Genomic DNA, 17309 nt, shown 5'->3' on the forward strand with positions numbered 1-17309 from the left:
GCCAAGCCGGTACAATGGACGGCCCTCACGCTTGAAGTACCCGCGCCGATGGCCTCCAGCGACGACGCCCCCCTGCAGACCCTGTTCCTGCCGTTCTCCCAAGGCGCCCTGCGCTGGCCGGAGGGCCCGGTGGCCTTCCTGCGTGCCCGCGACGGCTGGCCGCTGCGTGAAGCGGCCGGCAGCCGCGAGGTCCACTGCGAGCAGAGCTTCGCCCCGTTCGCGCAGCCGCTGCAGCAGGCCGCCGGCTGGACCGTCAGTGGCCAGCTGGATGATGGGGCCGGCAAGGGCCGTTACCCGCTGGTGCTGGTGCTGCCGCCGCGCCAGCGTGAAGAGGCCCGCGCGCTGTTTGCCCGTGCGCTGGCGCTGGTCGCCGACGGCGGCCGCATCGTTGCCTGCCAGTCCAACAACGAAGGTGCACGCTCGGGCGAGGGCGACCTCAAGCAACTGACCGGCCTCGGCGGCAGCCTGACCAAGAACCACTGCCGCGTGTACTGGACCGCCCCGATGCAGGGCCAGCACGACGCCGACCTGGCCAAGCGCTGGTCGGCACTGGATGCGGTGCGGCCGATCGTCAGCGGCCGTTTCCTCAGCCGCCCGGGCGTGTTCGCCTGGGACCGCATCGATCCGGCCTCGGCGCTGCTGGCCGAGCACCTGCCGGCCGACCTGGCCGGCCGCGCCGCCGACCTCGGTGCCGGCTACGGCTACCTGTCGCGCGAGCTGCTGGAGCGCTGCCCGAAGATCACCGCGCTGGACCTGTACGAAGCGGAGCAGCGCGCGTTGGCACTGGCCGAGCTGAACCTGGCACCGCCGCCGCGTCCGCTGCCGCTGCGCTTCCTGTGGCAGGACGTCACCGCCGGCATCGAGCCGGGCTACGACGTCATCATCAGCAATCCGCCATTCCACACGCCCTCGCGCGCCGATCGCCCGGACATCGGCCAGCGCTTCATCGCCGTGGCCGCGCAGGCGCTGCGCCCGGGCGGACGCCTGTACGTGGTGGCCAACCGCCACCTGCCGTACGAGTACACGCTCAACGAGAGCTTTGGCGCGGTGCGCGTGATCGCCGAGCGTGATGGCTTCAAGCTGGTGGAAGCGGTGAAGGGGAAGGGCAAGTGAAGCTGGTCAAGCTCATCGCCAACCTGGGCTACGGCAGCCGCAAGCAGGTGCAGTGGATGTTCCGCGAAGGCCGCGTCACCGACGCCGACGGCGAGGTGCTGTATGCCGACGACCAGGTGCCGCACGAGGCGATCCGCGTCGACGGCGAGCCGCTGGACCCGCCGGTGGGCCTGTCGATCGCGCTGCACAAGCCGGCCGGCTACACCTGCTCGACCAAGGACACCGGCCGCCTGATCTACGACCTGCTGCCGCCGCGCTTCCGCGACCGCGATCCGGTGCTGTCTACAGTGGGCCGCCTCGACCGCGAGACCAGTGGCCTGCTGCTGCTGACCGACGACGGTGGCCTGCTGCACCGGATCATCTCGCCGAAGTCGAAGCTGCCGAAAGTCTATGAGGTCGAGTTGAGCGATGACCTGCGCGGCGACGAGGTGGCGCTGTTCGCCAGCGGTACGCTCATGCTGGAGTCCGAGAAGACGCCCCTGCTGCCGGCTGAATTGGAGGTGCTGGATGCGCGTCGCGCGCGCCTGGTGCTGCACGAAGGCCGCTACCATCAGGTACGCCGCATGTTCGCCGCCACCGGCAACCACGTGCAGGCCCTGCACCGCAGCCGCGTCGGCGGGCTGGACCTGCAGGGGCTGGACGAAGGGCAATGGCGGCAGCTCACTTCCACCGACCTGGATACGCTGTTCGCTCCATGACCACCATCGCTGCGCTGCCGTTCCTCCCCGACGCCGTCATCTTCGACATGGACGGCCTGATGATCGACAGCGAGCGGGTCTCGCTGGCCTGCTGGAGCGAGGCCGCCGACGAATTCGGGCTGGGCCTGGACGAGGCGGTGTTCCTGCGCATGGTCGGCCTCGGTGACCGCGATACGCACGCGCTGCTGCGTGCGCAGGGCATCGAGGACAGCGTGATCGACGCCGTGGCGGCACGTTGCCATGAGCTGTACGAAGCACGCACGCAGACCGGTCTGCCGCTGCGGCCGGGCATCCTGGAGCTGCTGGAGCTGCTGAAGGCACATGCGATCCCGCGTGCGGTGGCAACCACCACGCGGCAGCCGCGGGCCAACCGCAAGCTGGCCGCTGCTGGCCTGCTGCCGTACTTCGATGCGGTGATCACCAGCGGCGACGTGGCGCGGCCGAAGCCGGCACCGGATATCTACCTGCTGGCCGCGCAGCGGCTGGGCCAGGCCCCGGAACGCTGCCTGGCGCTGGAAGACTCACCGGCCGGTACGCGCGCGGCGCTGGCCGCCGGCATGACCGTGATCCAGGTGCCGGACCTGGTGCATCCTGATGAAGAGCTGCGCGCACTGGGCCACCGCATCGTGGGCTCGCTGGTGGACGCGCACGCATTGCTGGTGCCGTTGTTGCCGAAATAAGCGGTAGATGCCGGCCGTTGGCCGGCACTGAGCCGAGCATGGCTCGGCTCTACATCTATTGGTGGGTGCCGACCGTTGGTCGGCACACCTGCCCCCATCACACCCGCCCGAACACCAGCGCGGCGTTGGTGCCACCGAAGCCGAAGCTGTTGGACATCACCGTATCCAGCTTCTGCTCGCGGCTTTCGCGTAGGATCGGGAAGCTCTCCACCTTCGGGTCCAGTTCGCCGATGTTGGCCGAACCGGCGACGAAGCCATCGCGCATCATCAGCAGGCAGTAGATCGCCTCGTGCACGCTGGCCGCACCCAGCGAATGGCCGGACAGCGCCTTGGTCGAGGACAGCGGCGGCACCGCATCGCCGAACACTTCGCGGATCGCATTGAGCTCGGTGACGTCGCCCAGCGGCGTGGAGGTGCCGTGGGTGTTGAGGTAGTCCAGCGGGCGATCGACGCCCTGCAGCGCCATCTTCATGCAGCGCACCGCGCCTTCGCCGGACGGGGCGACCATGTCGGCGCCGTCGGAGGTCACGCCATAGCCGATCAGCTCGGCATGGATGTGCGCGCCGCGCGCAACGGCGTGGTCGTAGTCCTCCAGCACCAGCATGCCGCCGCCGCCGGCGATGACGAAGCCGTCGCGGTCCTTGTCGTAAGGGCGCGAGGCGCTGGCCGGGGTCTCGTTGAAGCTGGTCGACAGCGCGCCCATCGCATCGAACATCACGCTCATCGACCAGTGCAGGTCTTCACCGCCACCGGCGAACATGATGTCCTGCGCGCCATGGCGGATCATGTCCGCGGCGGCACCGATGCAGTGCGCCGAGGTCGCGCAGGCGGCCGACAGCGAATAGCTGACGCCCTTGATCTGGTAGGCCGTGGCCAGGCAGGCCGAGACCGTCGAGCACATCGTGCGCGGCACCATGTACGGCCCGACCTTGCGCACACCACGTTCGCGCAGCAGGTCGACCGCGCCGATCTGCCATTCGCTGGAGCCGCCGCCGGAACCGGCGATCAGGCCGGTGCGCAGGTTGCTGACCTGCTCGGGGCTGAGCCCGGCATCGGCGATGGCATCGCGCATGGACAGGTAGGCGAAGGCCGCCGCATCGCTCATGAAGCGCTTCTGCTTGCGGTCGATCAGCGCCTCCAGATCGAGGTCGACACGACCGCCAACCTGGCTGCGCAGGCCCGCTTCGGCGTGGTCGGCCAGGGCGGTGATACCCGAGCGCCCTTCGCGCAGCGCGGCCGAAACGGTATCCAGATCATTGCCGAGGCAGGACGTGATGCCCATGCCAGTGATGACGACGCGACGCATCAGAAGCTCCCGGTTTCAGTGAACAGGCCGACGCGCAGGTCGCGCGCGCTGTAGATTTCGCGGTCATCCACGTACATGCGCGCGTCCGACTGGGCCATCACCAGCTTGCGGTTGATGACACGGCTGATATCGATCTCGTAGCGCACCAGCTTGGCCTCCGGCAGCACCTGGCCGGTGAACTTCACTTCGCCACAGCCCAGCGCGCGGCCCTTGCCGGGGGCGCCCAGCCAGGTCAGGAAGAAGCCGGTCAGCTGCCACATGGCGTCCAGGCCCAGGCAGCCGGGCATCACCGGGTCGCCGATGAAGTGGCAGCCGAAGAACCACAGGTCCGGGCGGATATCCAGTTCGGCGCGTACCATGCCTTTGCCATGCGGTCCGCCGTCCTCGCGGATGTCGGTGATGCGGTCGAACATCAGCATCGGATCGTTGGGCAAACGGCCGGCGGCGGCGCCGAACAGTTCACCGCGTGCGCTGGCCAGCAGCTGTTCGCGGTTGAACGCGTGGAGACGGGTCATGAAGCACAATCCTGGAAGCGGGGAAACAGGGAAACAAGCGCTCGAGGATGCCCGTGGAAACTGCGCCGATCAAACATTTCAACCGTACGCAACCGTAGTGTTTTCAATGGAATACGCGCATCCTGTTGATGTGCAACGACCATACTTCGGCGTGTGGCCCGTCCGGCACGCCCCCGCCCTTTCCGCCTGACATGACCCGACTGCGCAAGATCATCCACGTCGACATGGACGCGTTCTACGCGTCGGTGGAGCAGCGCGACGATCCGTCACTGCGCGGCAAGCCGGTGGTTGTGGCATGGCGTGGCGCGCGTTCGGTGGTGTGCGCGGCCTCGTACGAGGCACGCGTGTTCGGCGTGCGTTCGGCGATGCCCGCCGTGCGTGCCGAGCGCCTGTGCCCGGATGCGATCTTCGTGCCGCCGGACTTCGCACGTTACAAGGCGGTGTCACAGCAGGTGCGCGCGATCTTCCTGCGGCATACCGACCTGGTCGAGCCGTTGTCGCTGGACGAGGCCTACCTCGATGTGACCGAGCCGAAGAGCGGCATCGAACTGGCCACCGACATCGCCCGCACCATCCGCGCGCAGATCCGCGAGGAAACGAACCTGACTGCTTCAGCTGGCATCGCGCCAAACAAGTTCCTGGCCAAGATCGCCTCGGACTGGCGCAAACCTGATGGCCAGTTCGTGATCCCCCCGCAGCGGGTGGACGCGTTCCTGCAGCCGTTGCTAGTGAACCGGGTGCCCGGCGTCGGCAAGGTGATGGAAGGAAAACTTGCCGCGCGCGGCATCGTCACCTGCGGCGATCTGCGGCAGTGGGCGTTGATCGACCTGGAAGAAGCATTCGGCAGCTTCGGCCGCAGCCTGTACAACCGTGCACGCGGCATCGACGAGCGGCCGGTGGAACCGGACCAGCAGGTGCAGTCGATTTCCTCGGAGGACACCTTCGCCGAAGACCTGCCGCTGGAAGACCTGGGCGAAGCGATCGTGCAGCTGGCGGAGAAGACCTGGAAGGCCACGCGCAAGACCGAACGCGTCGGCCACACCGTGGTGCTGAAACTGAAGACCGCGCAGTTCCGCATCCTCACCCGCAGCTTCACCCCGGAGCGCCCACCGGAATCGATGGAAGAACTGCGCGACATCGCACTGGCCCTGCGCGCCCGCGTCGACCTGCCGGCGGAGACCCGTTACCGTTTGGTCGGCGTCGGGCTCGGCGGCTTCCGCGAGAAGGAGCCGGTGGTGCAGGGGGAGTTGTTCGAGCACGACATGAACAATCCCACAGATACCTAATCATCAAGCAGTGGAGTCAGAGCCCGTTGCGCAGCAACGGGATCCGACCCCGTGCCGACCAACGGTCGGCACCCACCATCAGCAGCAGGTTCCGACGGATAGCGGGAAACTGTCGAAGGCGGGGTGGGTCCGGTTGCGGGGGCGTGAGCCGCATGGATGCGGCGACCGAGCTTACATGGACGTACTTGCAGCGCCCCCCGCAACCGGACCCACCCCGCCAACCCTCAGGAGACCAGCTTTTGCTGTTGCTTCGGCTGTTGCCGTTGCATTGAGCAGGTGCAGGGCGCAGCCCTGCAAAAGAAAACTTCCTACCTCATGGCCACTGCATCTCGCCCTTGGCCACCTTCGCACTCAGCTCCAGCGATGCGACGCCATCCAGCTTCGGGTAGCGCGACTGCATTGCTTTCACCAGTGCCGCACTGTCCTTGGCCTTGGCCGCCTCGGCATCGAACGCGCGGATGTAATCTGCGGTGAAGCGCAGCGCACTCGAATCCAGTGCGGCACCCGGTGCGTAATGCCCCGGTACCACTACTTTCGGCTTCAACGCCTGCAACCGCTGCAGGGTCTGCAGCCAGTCGGTGTGCGACTTCGGCGTCTGCGTGTCGGCCATCCACACGTGCTCACCGGCCACCACCGGAATGCCACCGACGATCGCACGCAGCGACGGCACCCACAGCACCGTGCGGTCCTGGGTCGGTCCGTCCAGGCCGATCAGCGGCAGGCGCTGGCCTTCCAGCTGCAGGGCATCGCCATCCAGCACCTGCGGCACCACGATGCGGGCCGGCACGTCGGCACCCATCTTCGGGCCCCAGTAGGCCAGCTTGCCGGCCTGTGTCTGCTGGATGTGGGCAACGGTCTGCGCGGTAGCGACGATGCGCGCCTTCGGGAACGCATCCTGCAGCGTGGCCAGGCCGAAGTAGTAGTCCGGATCGCCGTGGCTGATGTAGATCGTGGTCAGCTGCTTGCCGCTGGCGCGGATCAGCTCGACCAGCTTGCGCGCGTCGCTGGCACCGAACTGCGCATTGACCAGGATCGCGTCGTGGCGGCCTTCGATCAGCACCGAGGACACCGAGAACATTGCCTGCGGGCCGGGATGGAAGGTCTGCAGGTGCAGCTGGGATTTCGTTGCCGTGGCCGGCACCGGGGTGGCCGATGCGGCCATCAGCGGCGCACTGGTGAAGCTGGCGGCCAGGGCGAGGCGAAGCAGCAGGGCAGCGGTACGCATGGGAATTCCTTGTGTAGAGCCGGGCCAACGCCCGGCTGCATGTTCGCGTAGAGCCGAGCGCGGGCTTGGCTCTACATGGGACGTGCGTGGATCAATACGCTGCAGTGATGATCTGCTTCGGGTACTGGTGCGCTTCCAGCTCGGCGACGAACGCCGCGCCATAGTCGGCGTAGCTGATGCGGCTGTGGCCGCTGGCATCGGCAAGGAAGGCCTTGGGCTGCACGCGGTACTGGCCGCGCTCTTCCCCCGGGCCGATTTCTGCGGCCGGCGAGAAGAAGGTCCAGTCCAGGTCGTCCACTGCCTGCAGGCGGTTGAACGCCTCGCGATGGGCCAGCGCGTACGGCTTGTAGGCCTCCGGGAAGTCGGGGGTATCGACCAGCTGCACGCCGGGCGCGACTTCCAGGCTGCCGGCACCACCGACCACCACCAGGCGCGGTATACCGGCCTTGCGTGCGGCGGCGGCCAGCTGCGCGGCGACCTCGCCCACACGGCCGATGTCATCGCCGGGGCGCGGGCCGTAGGCACTGGCCAGCACGTCGTGGCCGGCAATGGCGGCGACCAGCGCATCCAGGTCGTCCAGCGAGGCGACCACCGGATGCGCACCGGCCAGTTCAGCCGGAAGGTCCTGCGCGCTGCGCACGATGACAGTGAGTTTGTGGCCGCGGGCCAGCGCGTGGCGGGCGATCTGGCGGCCGATGTTGCCGGTGGAACCAACGAGGGCGATTTTCATGGCAGGACTCCGTGGGGCGGTGTGGGGTGGGAATGGGGCCACTCTAGGCTGCTGCAGTTGATCGAAAAACAGCGTATAACGCGCTTGTTTGTTGCATGAATCGAGCATATGGACCGACTGACCGCCATGACCGTGTTCGTCGAGGTCGCCGAGCGCGGCAGCCTCACCGCCGCTGCCGAGGTGCTGGACATGTCGCGGGCGATGGTCACCCGCTACCTGGCCGAGGTTGAAGGGTGGCTGGGTGCGCGCCTGCTGCACCGGACCACGCGCCGGATCAGCCTGACCGGCCCCGGCGAGGCGGCGCTGGCGCGCTTCCGGCAGATGTTGGCGATCGGCGAAGAACTGCAGGGCGAGCTGGCCAGTGATGATCCCGAGCCGCACGGCACGCTGCGGGTGACCGCCAGCGTCTCATTCGGGCAGAGTCACCTGGCACGGGCCGTGGCCGGCTTCGTTGCGCGCCATCCGGCGGCACGCATCGAGCTGCTGCTGGTCGACCGCACGGTGAACCTGGTGGAAGAGCGGGTGGACCTGGCCGTGCGCATCGCGCGCCAGATCGACCCCAGCCTGATCGCACGGCGCCTGGCCACCTGCCGCTCGGTGTTGTGCGCGACGCCGTCCTACCTGCAGGTGCGTGGCACGCCGACCGCCCCCGAGCACCTGGCCGCACACAACTGCCTGACCCACCATTACGTCGGTAAAAGCCTGTGGCAGCTGCACCGCGATGGACGTTCGCTGTCGGTGGCGGTGGGCGGCAACATCAGCGCGAACGAGGCCTCGCTGCTGCTGGAGGCGGTGCGGGCCGGTGCCGGTATCGCCATGCTGCCGACCTACCAGGTGGCGCCGCTGCTGCGCAGTGGCGAGCTGATCGAACTGCTGCCCGAATTCAGCCTGGACGAACTCGGCATTCATGCCGTGTACGCGTCACGGCGCCAGCAGCCCGCTATCATGCGGCGATTCCTGGATTTCCTGGGCGAGTGTTTCGCCAGCCCGGCCTTCCAGGATCTGGATTGGCGCCCACCGGGCAAGGAGAACACATGAACCATGGACAGGCCTTGATCGACCACAACCGTGCTGCCTGGGACCGCCAGGCCAGCGAAGTGCGCGAATGGTCGCGCCCGGTGGAAAGTTCAACGATTGCCGCCGCGCGCGAAGGCCGCTGGCAGGTGCACCTGACGCCCCGCGCGCTGCCGCTGGACTGGATGGGTGATGTGCGCGGCCGTCGCATCCTGTGCCTGGCCTCGGGCGGTGGCCAGCAGGCACCGGTGCTGGCCGCTGCGGGCGCTGACGTCACCGTGTTCGACCTGTCCGACGGGCAGCTGGAACAGGACCGCAGGGTCGCTGCGCGCGATGGCCTGCAGCTGCGCACCGTGCAGGGTGACATGCGCGATCTGCACGTGTTCGCCAACGACAGTTTCGACGTGGTGTTCCACCCGATCTCGAACCTGTACGTGCCTGACGTGCGCCCGGTGTGGACCGAATGCCGCCGTGTGCTGGCACGCGATGGCATGCTGATGGCCAGCTTCTACAACCCGGTGCTGTTCGTCGGTGCGCGCGATCCGCAGCTGGATGCACAGGGCCTGATCCGGCCGCAGTACGCCATTCCCTATTCGGACCTGGAAGACCTGCCGCCGGCCGAGCGCGAGGCGAAGCTGGCACGGGGCGACGCACTGACCTTCGGCCACAGCCTGACCGAACTGATCGGTAGCCAGCTGGATGCCGGCTTCATCATCGATCGCTTCATGGAGGACTGGCAGCCGCAGCCGCGTTTCCTGATCGACCGTTACCTGCCCACGTTCCTGGCTACCCGCGCGCGCCGGATCGGCTGAGGCGGATCGGTGCAAAAACCAGCGGCGTACAATGGGCGGCCCCACGTCATGCAGGTGCCGTCCCTTGTCGTATCCGTATCCACTGGTCGTGTTCGACCTTGATGGCACGCTGGTCGACAGCGCAGCTGATATCGCCGAAGCGCTGAACCGCACGCTGGAGGACATCGGTGTGGCACGCGTACCGGAAGCCACGGTGCTGGGCTGGATCGGCGACGGTGTGCGCCGCCTGGTCGAACAGGCCGTGCATGCCACCGGCCGCGAAGTCGACCTGGCCGAGGTCATGCCGGTCTTCATGGTGCACTACCGCGAATGCCTGCTGCGCAGCCCGCGCCTGTTCGATGGCGTGGGTGAAGCGCTGGCGCAACTGCGTGCACGCAACGTGCCGCTGGCCATCTGCACCAACAAGCCCGAAGCGCTGGTGCCACCGCTGCTGCAGCACCTGGGCATCGGTGATGCGTTCGCGCTGATACTGGGCGGCGATTCGCTGCCGCAGCGCAAGCCCAGTGGCGAACCGCTGCGGCACATCGCTGCGCACTTCGGGCTGCCGGTGGATGCCTGCCTGATGGTGGGTGATTCGTTGACCGACTACCGCGCCGCCGAAGATGCAGGCATGCCGATCGCGCTGGTGCGTTACGGCTACCCGCGCGGCCTGGACATGGCCACCGCGCATGCCGTGGCGGTGATCGACGATCTGCGTGAATTGCCGGGGTTGGCCGCCGGCGTCCCGGTGTAGAGCCGAGCCCATGCTCGGCTGCTTTGCTGCCTGAGCCGAGCATGGGCTCGGCTCTACAGAAAAAGCGCCGGGAATGCCCGGCGCGTTTCCTCATTTCGGCTGGTAACGCACGCTCAACTGGTACTCACGGCCCGGCTGGTTGAACCACGCCACCGTCTCATACCTGCGGTCGAAAACGTTGGCGGCACGCGCCAGCAGCGACCACTCCGGTGTCAGCGCGTACTCGGTGCGCAGGTCCAGCGTGCCGTAGCCGCCAACCTTCACCGAGTTGCTGGCGTTGTCAAAGCGCTTGCCCGCGCCCTGTACGGTCAGGCCGGCGCGGAAATCGCCGAAGCGACGGTCGATGTCCAGGCGCGCGGTCTGCTGGGCACGGCGCGGCAGCCAGTTGTCAAACTGGGTGCTGCCGTGGGTGCGGTTGCGCGGGTCGGTGTAGCTCAGCTGCGCGTTGATGTCGAAGCCGGCCAGCAGCACGCCACCGGTCAGCTCGGCACCACGGATGCGCGCCTTCTCCACCTGCTGCATTTTCATCGTGGACGCATCGTAGGTGATCAGGTCATCGATGCGGGTTTCGTACACATCCATGCCCCAGTGCCAGCCCTGGCCCTGCTGCGAAACGCCGAGGTTGGCGCTCTTGGACTTCTCCGGATTCAACGTCGGCACGCCGCTCCACGGGTCGTACAGGTCGCTGAAGGTCGGTGCCTTGAACGCGGTGCCGTAGCTGGCGTTGAGGCGCAGGCCGTGGCCCAGTTCCATCGCCCAGCCAACGCTGCCGGTGGCGTGGTTGCCGAACTGCTGGTTGTCGTCGTTGCGGGCGCTGGCCTGCAGTTGGTGGCGGCCGAAGCGGCCCTGGTACTGCACGAACACGCCGGTGTTGCGGCGGCTGTCGACGAGATACCCGGCGCTGCTGCCGTCCAGATTGTCTTCGCTCCAGTCCACGCCGGCACTCAGCAGCTGGCCCTCGGCCACACCGAAGTCACCCTGCAGCGAGGCGCTGTCACGATGAGTCTGCGCGCTGCCAAACACCCCCGGTGCGCCGAAGTTGTCGGACTCATTGTCGCTGCGGCCGACGTTGGCGGTGAACGCCAGGCGCTCCGACGGGGTGTAGCGCACCTTGCCGGCCAGCACCTGCTGGCGGGTCTCGGAGTAGTTGTAGTAGCCGTCGTAATGGTTCTTGCCATCGGCGCGCAGTGCGCTGCCTTCCACGTTCCACTGGTCGTTGAAGCTGTAACCGCCGCGCAGGCTCTTGGACAGGTTGCGGTAGCCGTCGCGGTCGTGCTCGTCGGCAAAGCAGCCCGCGGTGAACACCGAGGAAGAACCGCGGCAGGCATCGATGCCGTCGGAATGCTGGTAGGCGATGTCGGCACCGAACCAGCCGCGCTCGGTGCCGCCACCAATGCCGCCGCTGGCTTCGCGCAGCCCGTTGCTGCCGCCACCGAGCTGGAAGTGCGGAGCGAAATCGCCCTGGTTGCGACGGGTGAAGATCTGGATCACGCCACCGATGGCGTCGGCACCGTACAGACTGGACTGCGGGCCGCGAACGATTTCGACGCGCTCGATCTGCGCCAGCGGCAGGTCCTGGTACATGGCCAGGCCGAGGTCGGCACTGTTGATGCGCACGCCGTCGACCAGCACCACGGTGTGGCCCGAGTTGGTGCCGCGCAGGAACAGCGAGCTCTGCTTGCCGAGGCCGCCGGCATTGGTCAGGTTGATGCCGGCGCGGCCGCGCAGCAGCTCCTGCAGCGAGGTGGCCTGGCTGGATTCGATCTGCGCGCGGTCGATCACCTGCGCCGGCGCGATACTGTCCTGCAGCGCGATCGGGGTGCGGGTGGCGGTGACCAGGATCTGGTCGAGCGCAGTGGTGTCATCGGCGGCCTGGGCCAGCGCGGGCAGGGTGGCCAGCACGGCCAGGGACAGCATTCGGGACTGCAGCTTCATGGGGGACTCCAGGTGCCACGCACGCCCGCGTGGCGAAGGGGAGGAGCCGCGAAGGCAGGCATGCGCCGACGCCGCAGCGCAGGCTGCGGTCATCCAGCGCCATGCCCACCGCATCGCGACCTGAGGCTTCCGGGCCGGTCTCCGGGCTTGCCGCCGGGTGGCCTGGGGCCACCGTCCAGGCGCCTTCCCATGCCTGCGGCACAGTGGCGGTGTTGCCTGGAACTGACGTGCTTACCGTTGCGGGGGCAGCGCCGGCCTGGCGTGGAATCACGCGTCACCGGCTTCCCGTTTCAACCTGCCGGCCACGGCCGCAGGTCACCTGGAAGTGCGCGCAGTCTACGGCATCGCAGGCGGCCCGTAGCGCCGCGCGTGCTCGACTGCCTTTGCCGTGCCTTTAGAATGGCCCCTTGATCCCGTGGTGCCGTTGCCGATGTCCGCCTGTTTTCCGCTGTTCCCGCGTCGCCTGTACAGGACGCGCGCATGATCCTCGACCTGGTCCGCCATGCCGGCAACGGTCGCGATGAGTTCCTCGATGGCCGCAACGATCCGCCGCAGCTGGCCCGCCTGCCGCAGGAACTGGTCGACGCCTACGCCGCGCAGCCCTGGGAGCGGGTGATCAGTTCGCCACGGCTGCGCTCGCTGCACACGGCGATGGCCCTGGCCACCCCGCGTGGGCTGGACGTGGAAGCGGACGAGGAATGGGAAGAGCTGGATTTCGGCGATTGGGACGGGCAGTCGCTGTTCGACCTGCCGGAGGATGCACTGGCGGCCTTCCACGCCGATCCGCATGCATTCCCGCCGCCCAACGGCGAAAGCTGGGGCCACTTTGAACGGCGCATCGCGCGCGCGCTCGATCGCCTGCTCGATGAGGACGATCCGGTGCCGACGCTGGTGGTCAGCCATGGTGGCCCGCTGCGCATGGTGCTGTCGCAGGTCTGCGGCCTGCCAATGTCGTTGTGCTGGGCCCTGCGCATCGACCACGGCACGCGCCTGCGGGTGTGGCTGGAACGCGGTGAGGTCGGGCTGGTGGGCGAGCTGCTGGAGCTGCAGCAGCCCTGATCTGCTCTTGTAGAGCCGAGCCATGCTCGGCTGCACTTCGATCAGAAAAGCCAGCCGAGCGTGGGCTCGGCGCTACAGAAGGGCGCGGCTCAATCCTCGTCCGCGCCCTCGGCAACGCTGTCTTCAGCGTCATCGTCGGCATCGAAGCGCTGCTCATGTACCGGGCCCGACGCCGGGCCGGCCGCCTTCAGCGGATGCGCGGCGATGCGTGCTTCGTAATCCTGCACCAGCGCATCGCGCTGCGGCTCGCTCAGTTCCTGCCAGTGGCAGTCCAGCAGCGCGCCTTCCAGGGAATACAGCAGGTTCAGGCTGGGCTTGAAGCCCGCGCGCTTGACCTTGACGAAGGCGCCCACGGCACCGATCGCAACCAGGTCTTCGCGGCTGCGCAGGCCGACCTGGCGCAGCCACGCCGCACTTTTCGGGCCGATGTTGCGCAGCTTCGGTGCGCTCATCCCAGCGCCTCGACGAACACGCGGGCGATGGCTTCCAGGCCGGCCTGGTCGTCGGCATCGAAGCGTCCGACCTTCGGGCTGTCGATATCGAACACGCCGATCAGTTCATCACCGCGCAGCAGCGGCACCACCAGCTCCGAACGCGAGGCAGAATCGCAGGCGATGTGGCCGGGGAAGGCATCGACGTCGTCCACGCGCTGGGTCACGCGCTGGCTGGCGGCGGCACCACACACGCCCTTGTCCAGCGGAATGCGCACGCAGGCCGGCAGGCCCTGGAACGGGCCGACCACCAGCTCCTTGCCGTCGTACAGGTAGAAGCCCACCCAGTTCAGGTCGGGCAGGGCGTGGTAGACCAGTGCCGAGAGGTTGGCCGCGTTGGCGATGCGGTCGGACTCGGCGTAGACCAGGCCACGGGCCTGTTCCAGCAGCTGGGCGTATTGTTCCGGCTTGCTGCCGGTGAGCGAGGCATTGGCGAACATGCCTGCAGTCTAGCAAGTGCACCGGGCCGGCGATAATGCACGCACTGTTGCCCTGTTGGAGCCCATCGATGCCGTTGCCCGCTACGCTGCCGCCCGCCCTGTTCGTTACCGGCACCGACACCGAAATCGGCAAGACCGCGGCCAGCACCGCGCTGCTGCATGCACTGCGCCAGCGTGGCCTGCGCGCGGTGGGCATGAAGCCCGTGGCCAGCGGCAGCGAGGATCTGGGGCAGGGCCTGCGCAACGAGGACGCGCTGGCGCTGCAGGCGGCCAGCTGGCCGGTGCCGGACTATGCCGACCTGAATCCCTATGCGCTGCGGCAGCCGCTGGCACCGGAGCTGGCCGCTGCCGAGGACGGCGTGCAGGTGGCGCTGGCGCCGATCGTGGCCGCGTTCGAGCGTCTGCGCGCGCAGGCCGATGTGGTGGTGGTGGAGGGTATTGGCGGTTGGCTGGCGCCGGTCTCGGCCACGCTGGATCAGCTCGACCTGGTGCGCGCGCTGAAGTTGCCGGTGCTGCTGGTGGTGGGCATGCGGCTGGGCTGCGTCAACCACGCGCGATTGACCGCGCAGTCGCTGCAGGCCAGCGGCGTGGAGTGCCTGGGCTGGATCGGCAACCACATCGACCCGGCGATGCAGCGGCAGGATGAAAACTTCGCCACGCTGCGGCAGCGCCTGCCGATGCCGTGCTGGGGGCGGCTGCCGCATCTTCCGGGGGCGGATGGCCAGATCCTGAGCACGCACCTGCTCGATTGACCTGCTTCCTGTAGAGCCGAGCCCATGCTTGGCTCAGCGGGGACCATTGGCGAAGGGCAGCCGAGCGTAGGCTCGGCTCTACAGGAGCTGGCGCGCCGCCAGCTCCCGCGCAATCGCACCCAGCCGCTCCACCGCGCCGATGAAGCGCGCATCCAGCGTCTGGCAGCACGACAGCCGCAGGCAATGCCGGTAGCGCGCGCCGCGCGAATACACCTGGCCGGGCATGAACACGATATCCTCCTGCAGTGCACGCTCGAACAGCTCGCGCGTATCCACGCCCGGCAGTTCCAGCCACAGCAGGAATCCGCCCTGTGGTTCGGTGGCGCGGGTACCGGGCGGGAAATGTTCGGCCACCAGCTGGCGCAGCCGCCCCACCTGTTCGCGATACAGACGACGCATGCGATGCAGGTGGTGCTCGTAGCTGCCCGCTTCCAGATAGGCCGCCACCGCGTCGCCAAGCAGCTGCGGCTCGCCACCGGTGGACTGGAATTTCAGCAGCGCGATGCGCTCGGCGAAGCGGCCGCCATCCAGCCAGCCGATGCGGTAATCCGGCGCCAGCGTCTTGGAGAAACCGCCGACCACCATCACCCAGCCGTCGCGATCAAAGGCCTTCAGCAAGGGCGCCGGCGGTTCGCAGAACTGCAGTTCGGCGTAAACCGCATCCTCGATCAGCGGCAGTTGCCGCGCGTTGACCAGTTCTGCCAGGCGTTGCTTGGCCACTGTCGGCATGGTGCAGCCCAGCGGGTTGTGCACGGTCGGCATCACCACCAGTGCGGCCAGCGGCGTGTGCTCGAGCAGCGCATCCAGCGCATCCACGTCGAGCCCGTGCTGCGGGTGGGTGGGCAGTTCGATGGCCTGCAGGCCCAGGTTGGCCAACAACGGGTAGAGGTTGAAGTAGGACGGCGCCTCGATGCCCACCGCATCACCTGGCTGGGTGACTGCACGCAACGCCAGCTGCAGCGCTTCCATTGCACCGTGGGTCAGCAGCAGGCGCTCGGCGTGGGTGTGCAGGCCCATGCGCGGACCACGGCGCACGATCTGCGCCAGCAGCCGCGGCGAACCATTCGGGCGCGCGTAGGTCTCCACCGTCTGCTGGCCATGGCGCAGTACCTGCGCGGTGTGCCTGGCCAACTGCGCGCCGGGGTAGAACTGGCGACCGCGCGGGCCGGCGAAGGCCAGGTCGATCACGCCCGGGCGGCGCTGTGCTTCCAGCACGCGGGCCATCAGTACCTGCTGCAGTGGTGCAGTGGGCGCGGACGGGGTATCGCGCAGCGAACGCTCCGGCACCGACAGTCGCGGCGCCACCTCGAAACCGGCCTTGGGTCGCGGAATCACCAGGCCGGCATCTTCCAGCTGGCGATAGGCGGCAATCACCGTGTTCAGGCTGAGCCTGCGCTGCAGGGCCATCTGCCGCAGCGAGGGCAGGCGGCTGCCTACTGGAAGCCGGCCGCCGTGGATGGCCTCGGCCAGTTCGTCGGACAGCCGTTGGTAGCGGGGGGGGATCATCGCGCTCTGGTCATCTGTATCCATCGAATTTCCCGCCATCTGGTGCTGTACCCATGATGATGGCGAGACTAGCATGTCGTTGTCGGCCGGGCCTGATCGGGGCGCGGCCGATACTTCCCAAGCGCACGGCTGGATGGCCGTGCGTCTTTTTTTTTGTGTGTAGAGCCGAGCCCATGCTCGGCTGTACCTCCGCCAACGGCAGCCGAGCATGGGCTCGGCTCTACAGAAGAGCAGCGCCGAGCATCGATCAGCCCTAGGGGAAATGCCGTCAGCGCATCGGCACCAGCGCCGCATCGCGCCGGTACAACGCCGGGAACTGCTTGCCCAGCGCGGCCAGCTTCGGTGCGTCGTAGTAGCGGACGTAGGCCGCCTGCGGGTAGTTCGTCATGTAGTTCTGGTGGTAGCTCTCGGCCGGGTAGAAGTGCTGGCCGCTGACCAGCTGGGTGACGATCGGCGCGCGGTAGCTGCCGGTCTGGCCGAGCTGGGCAATGTAGGCGCGGCTGGCAGCCTGCTGGCGTGCGTCGTCAGTGAAAATCGCCGATCGGTACTGGCTGCCGTGGTCCGGCCCCTGGCGGTTGAGCTGGGTCGGGTCGTGCACTACCGAGAAGAACACCTGCATCAGCTGCCCGTAGCTGACCTGGCGCGGGTCGTAGTCGATTTTCACCGCTTCTGCGTGACCGGTACGTCCGCTACTGACGCGCTCGTAGCGTGCATCGGCGCCGCTGCCACCGATGTAGCCGGACACCGCATTGCTCACGCCTTTGACGTGCTGGAACACACCCTGCACGCCCCAGAAGCAACCACCGGCGAACACCACGCTGGCGTGGGTGGCGTCAGCGCGGAACGCGGCGTCGCCCGTGGGTGCCGGTAGTGCCTGGGTCTGCGCGCTGGCTTCGAGCGGTGCCGCGATGGCGCCGTGGTCAACGAGTAGCACACCGGCGATCAATGCCGTGGCCACCAGACCTGCAACACCGGCGGCGATGCCCTGTTCAAAGGAGAGTTTCATCGTGTCCT

General features: G+C 67.8%; 18 protein-coding genes and 1 riboswitch. Of the genes, 9 read left to right on the top strand and 9 right to left on the bottom strand.

Features of this window, described 5'->3' with window-relative positions; translation table 11 throughout:
- The first annotated feature begins 48 nt into the window (after window positions 1-48).
- Genes GOC52_RS02290 through GOC52_RS02300 form a run of 3 tightly spaced genes read left to right on the top strand, consistent with a single transcriptional unit; the run spans window position 49 to window position 2491 of the window.
- Window positions 49-1113 carry a class I SAM-dependent methyltransferase gene (locus GOC52_RS02290; RefSeq protein WP_191850580.1) on the top strand — a complete coding sequence of 355 codons (1065 nt, stop codon included), beginning with the start codon at window positions 49-51 and terminating at the stop codon, window positions 1111-1113.
- Complete coding sequence (locus GOC52_RS02295) at window positions 1110-1811, top strand: pseudouridine synthase (RefSeq protein ID WP_005407927.1); 702 nt, start codon at window positions 1110-1112, stop codon at window positions 1809-1811. The genes GOC52_RS02290 and GOC52_RS02295 overlap by 4 nt, the downstream gene beginning before the upstream one ends.
- Window positions 1808-2491, top strand: a complete 684-nt coding sequence (locus GOC52_RS02300) for an HAD family hydrolase (protein WP_019337995.1) — start codon at window positions 1808-1810, stop codon at window positions 2489-2491. Before GOC52_RS02295 ends, GOC52_RS02300 begins: the two co-directional genes overlap by 4 nt.
- Window positions 2492-2588: 97 nt before the next feature.
- Here GOC52_RS02300 and fabB read toward each other — a convergent pair whose 3' ends face one another.
- Both fabB and fabA read right to left on the bottom strand, forming a co-directional pair.
- Window positions 2589-3797: a beta-ketoacyl-ACP synthase I gene (gene fabB / locus GOC52_RS02305; protein ID WP_014645811.1), complete on the bottom strand. Its 1209-nt coding sequence runs from the start codon at window positions 3795-3797 to the stop codon at window positions 2589-2591.
- A complete protein-coding gene (gene fabA / locus GOC52_RS02310; protein ID WP_049480813.1) occupies window positions 3797-4312 on the bottom strand; it encodes a 3-hydroxyacyl-[acyl-carrier-protein] dehydratase FabA in 516 nt (171 codons plus the stop codon). Before fabA ends, fabB begins: the two co-directional genes overlap by 1 nt.
- A 191-nt stretch (window positions 4313-4503) precedes the next feature.
- Between fabA and dinB the strand changes: the two genes are divergently transcribed.
- Window positions 4504-5598 carry a DNA polymerase IV gene (gene dinB, locus GOC52_RS02315; RefSeq protein WP_191850582.1) on the top strand — a complete coding sequence of 365 codons (1095 nt, stop codon included), beginning with the start codon at window positions 4504-4506 and terminating at the stop codon, window positions 5596-5598.
- Window positions 5599-5911: 313 nt separating this feature from the next.
- Here the strand turns inward: dinB and GOC52_RS02320 are convergent, their stop codons facing one another.
- Window positions 5912-6823: an MBL fold metallo-hydrolase gene (locus GOC52_RS02320; protein ID WP_191850584.1), complete on the bottom strand. Its 912-nt coding sequence runs from the start codon at window positions 6821-6823 to the stop codon at window positions 5912-5914.
- Window positions 6824-6914: 91 nt separating this feature from the next.
- The gene (locus tag GOC52_RS02325) at window positions 6915-7553 is read right to left on the bottom strand and encodes an NAD(P)-dependent oxidoreductase (RefSeq protein WP_191850586.1); all 639 of its coding nucleotides are present in this window, start codon (window positions 7551-7553) and stop codon (window positions 6915-6917) included.
- 108 nt (window positions 7554-7661) lie between these two features.
- On the opposite strand from GOC52_RS02325, the gene GOC52_RS02330 reads away from it, so the two are divergent.
- From GOC52_RS02330 to gph, 3 genes are all read left to right on the top strand, one after another.
- Window positions 7662-8591 carry a LysR family transcriptional regulator gene (locus GOC52_RS02330; protein ID WP_049453300.1) on the top strand — a complete coding sequence of 310 codons (930 nt, stop codon included), beginning with the start codon at window positions 7662-7664 and terminating at the stop codon, window positions 8589-8591.
- Window positions 8588-9379 (top strand): class I SAM-dependent methyltransferase, encoded by a 792-nt coding sequence (locus tag GOC52_RS02335; RefSeq protein ID WP_191850588.1) that lies wholly within the window; start codon window positions 8588-8590, stop codon window positions 9377-9379. Before GOC52_RS02330 ends, GOC52_RS02335 begins: the two co-directional genes overlap by 4 nt.
- A 64-nt stretch (window positions 9380-9443) precedes the next feature.
- Window positions 9444-10112 (top strand): phosphoglycolate phosphatase, encoded by a 669-nt coding sequence (gph, locus tag GOC52_RS02340; protein WP_126560655.1) that lies wholly within the window; start codon window positions 9444-9446, stop codon window positions 10110-10112.
- Window positions 10113-10202: 90 nt separating this feature from the next.
- Here the strand turns inward: gph and btuB are convergent, their stop codons facing one another.
- Window positions 10203-12047 (bottom strand): TonB-dependent vitamin B12 receptor, encoded by a 1845-nt coding sequence (gene btuB / locus GOC52_RS02345; protein ID WP_191850590.1) that lies wholly within the window; start codon window positions 12045-12047, stop codon window positions 10203-10205.
- A gap of 115 nt (window positions 12048-12162) precedes the next feature.
- A riboswitch (cobalamin riboswitch) is annotated at window positions 12163-12385 on the bottom strand.
- A 142-nt stretch (window positions 12386-12527) separates the two neighbouring features.
- Here btuB and GOC52_RS02350 point away from each other — a divergent pair.
- Window positions 12528-13106 carry a histidine phosphatase family protein gene (locus tag GOC52_RS02350; RefSeq protein ID WP_010484101.1) on the top strand — a complete coding sequence of 193 codons (579 nt, stop codon included), beginning with the start codon at window positions 12528-12530 and terminating at the stop codon, window positions 13104-13106.
- An 89-nt stretch (window positions 13107-13195) separates the two neighbouring features.
- Here GOC52_RS02350 and GOC52_RS02355 read toward each other — a convergent pair whose 3' ends face one another.
- Window positions 13196-13558: a TfoX/Sxy family protein gene (locus GOC52_RS02355; protein ID WP_049453288.1), complete on the bottom strand. Its 363-nt coding sequence runs from the start codon at window positions 13556-13558 to the stop codon at window positions 13196-13198.
- A complete protein-coding gene (locus GOC52_RS02360; protein ID WP_004140850.1) occupies window positions 13555-14037 on the bottom strand; it encodes a GAF domain-containing protein in 483 nt (160 codons plus the stop codon). Before GOC52_RS02360 ends, GOC52_RS02355 begins: the two co-directional genes overlap by 4 nt.
- A gap of 68 nt (window positions 14038-14105) precedes the next feature.
- On the opposite strand from GOC52_RS02360, the gene bioD reads away from it, so the two are divergent.
- Window positions 14106-14789 (top strand): dethiobiotin synthase, encoded by a 684-nt coding sequence (bioD, locus tag GOC52_RS02365; protein WP_191850592.1) that lies wholly within the window; start codon window positions 14106-14108, stop codon window positions 14787-14789.
- A 78-nt stretch (window positions 14790-14867) separates the two neighbouring features.
- Here the strand turns inward: bioD and GOC52_RS02370 are convergent, their stop codons facing one another.
- A complete protein-coding gene (locus GOC52_RS02370; protein ID WP_057503353.1) occupies window positions 14868-16319 on the bottom strand; it encodes an aminotransferase-like domain-containing protein in 1452 nt (483 codons plus the stop codon).
- Window positions 16320-16563: 244 nt separating this feature from the next.
- The gene (gene msrA, locus GOC52_RS02375) at window positions 16564-17301 is read right to left on the bottom strand and encodes a peptide-methionine (S)-S-oxide reductase MsrA (protein ID WP_191850594.1); all 738 of its coding nucleotides are present in this window, start codon (window positions 17299-17301) and stop codon (window positions 16564-16566) included.
- Between the last annotated feature and the right edge of the window lie 8 nt (window positions 17302-17309).

Source organism: Stenotrophomonas sp. SXG-1, assembly GCF_014083965.1.
GTDB classification, from domain to species: Bacteria; Pseudomonadota; Gammaproteobacteria; order Xanthomonadales; family Xanthomonadaceae; genus Stenotrophomonas; species Stenotrophomonas geniculata.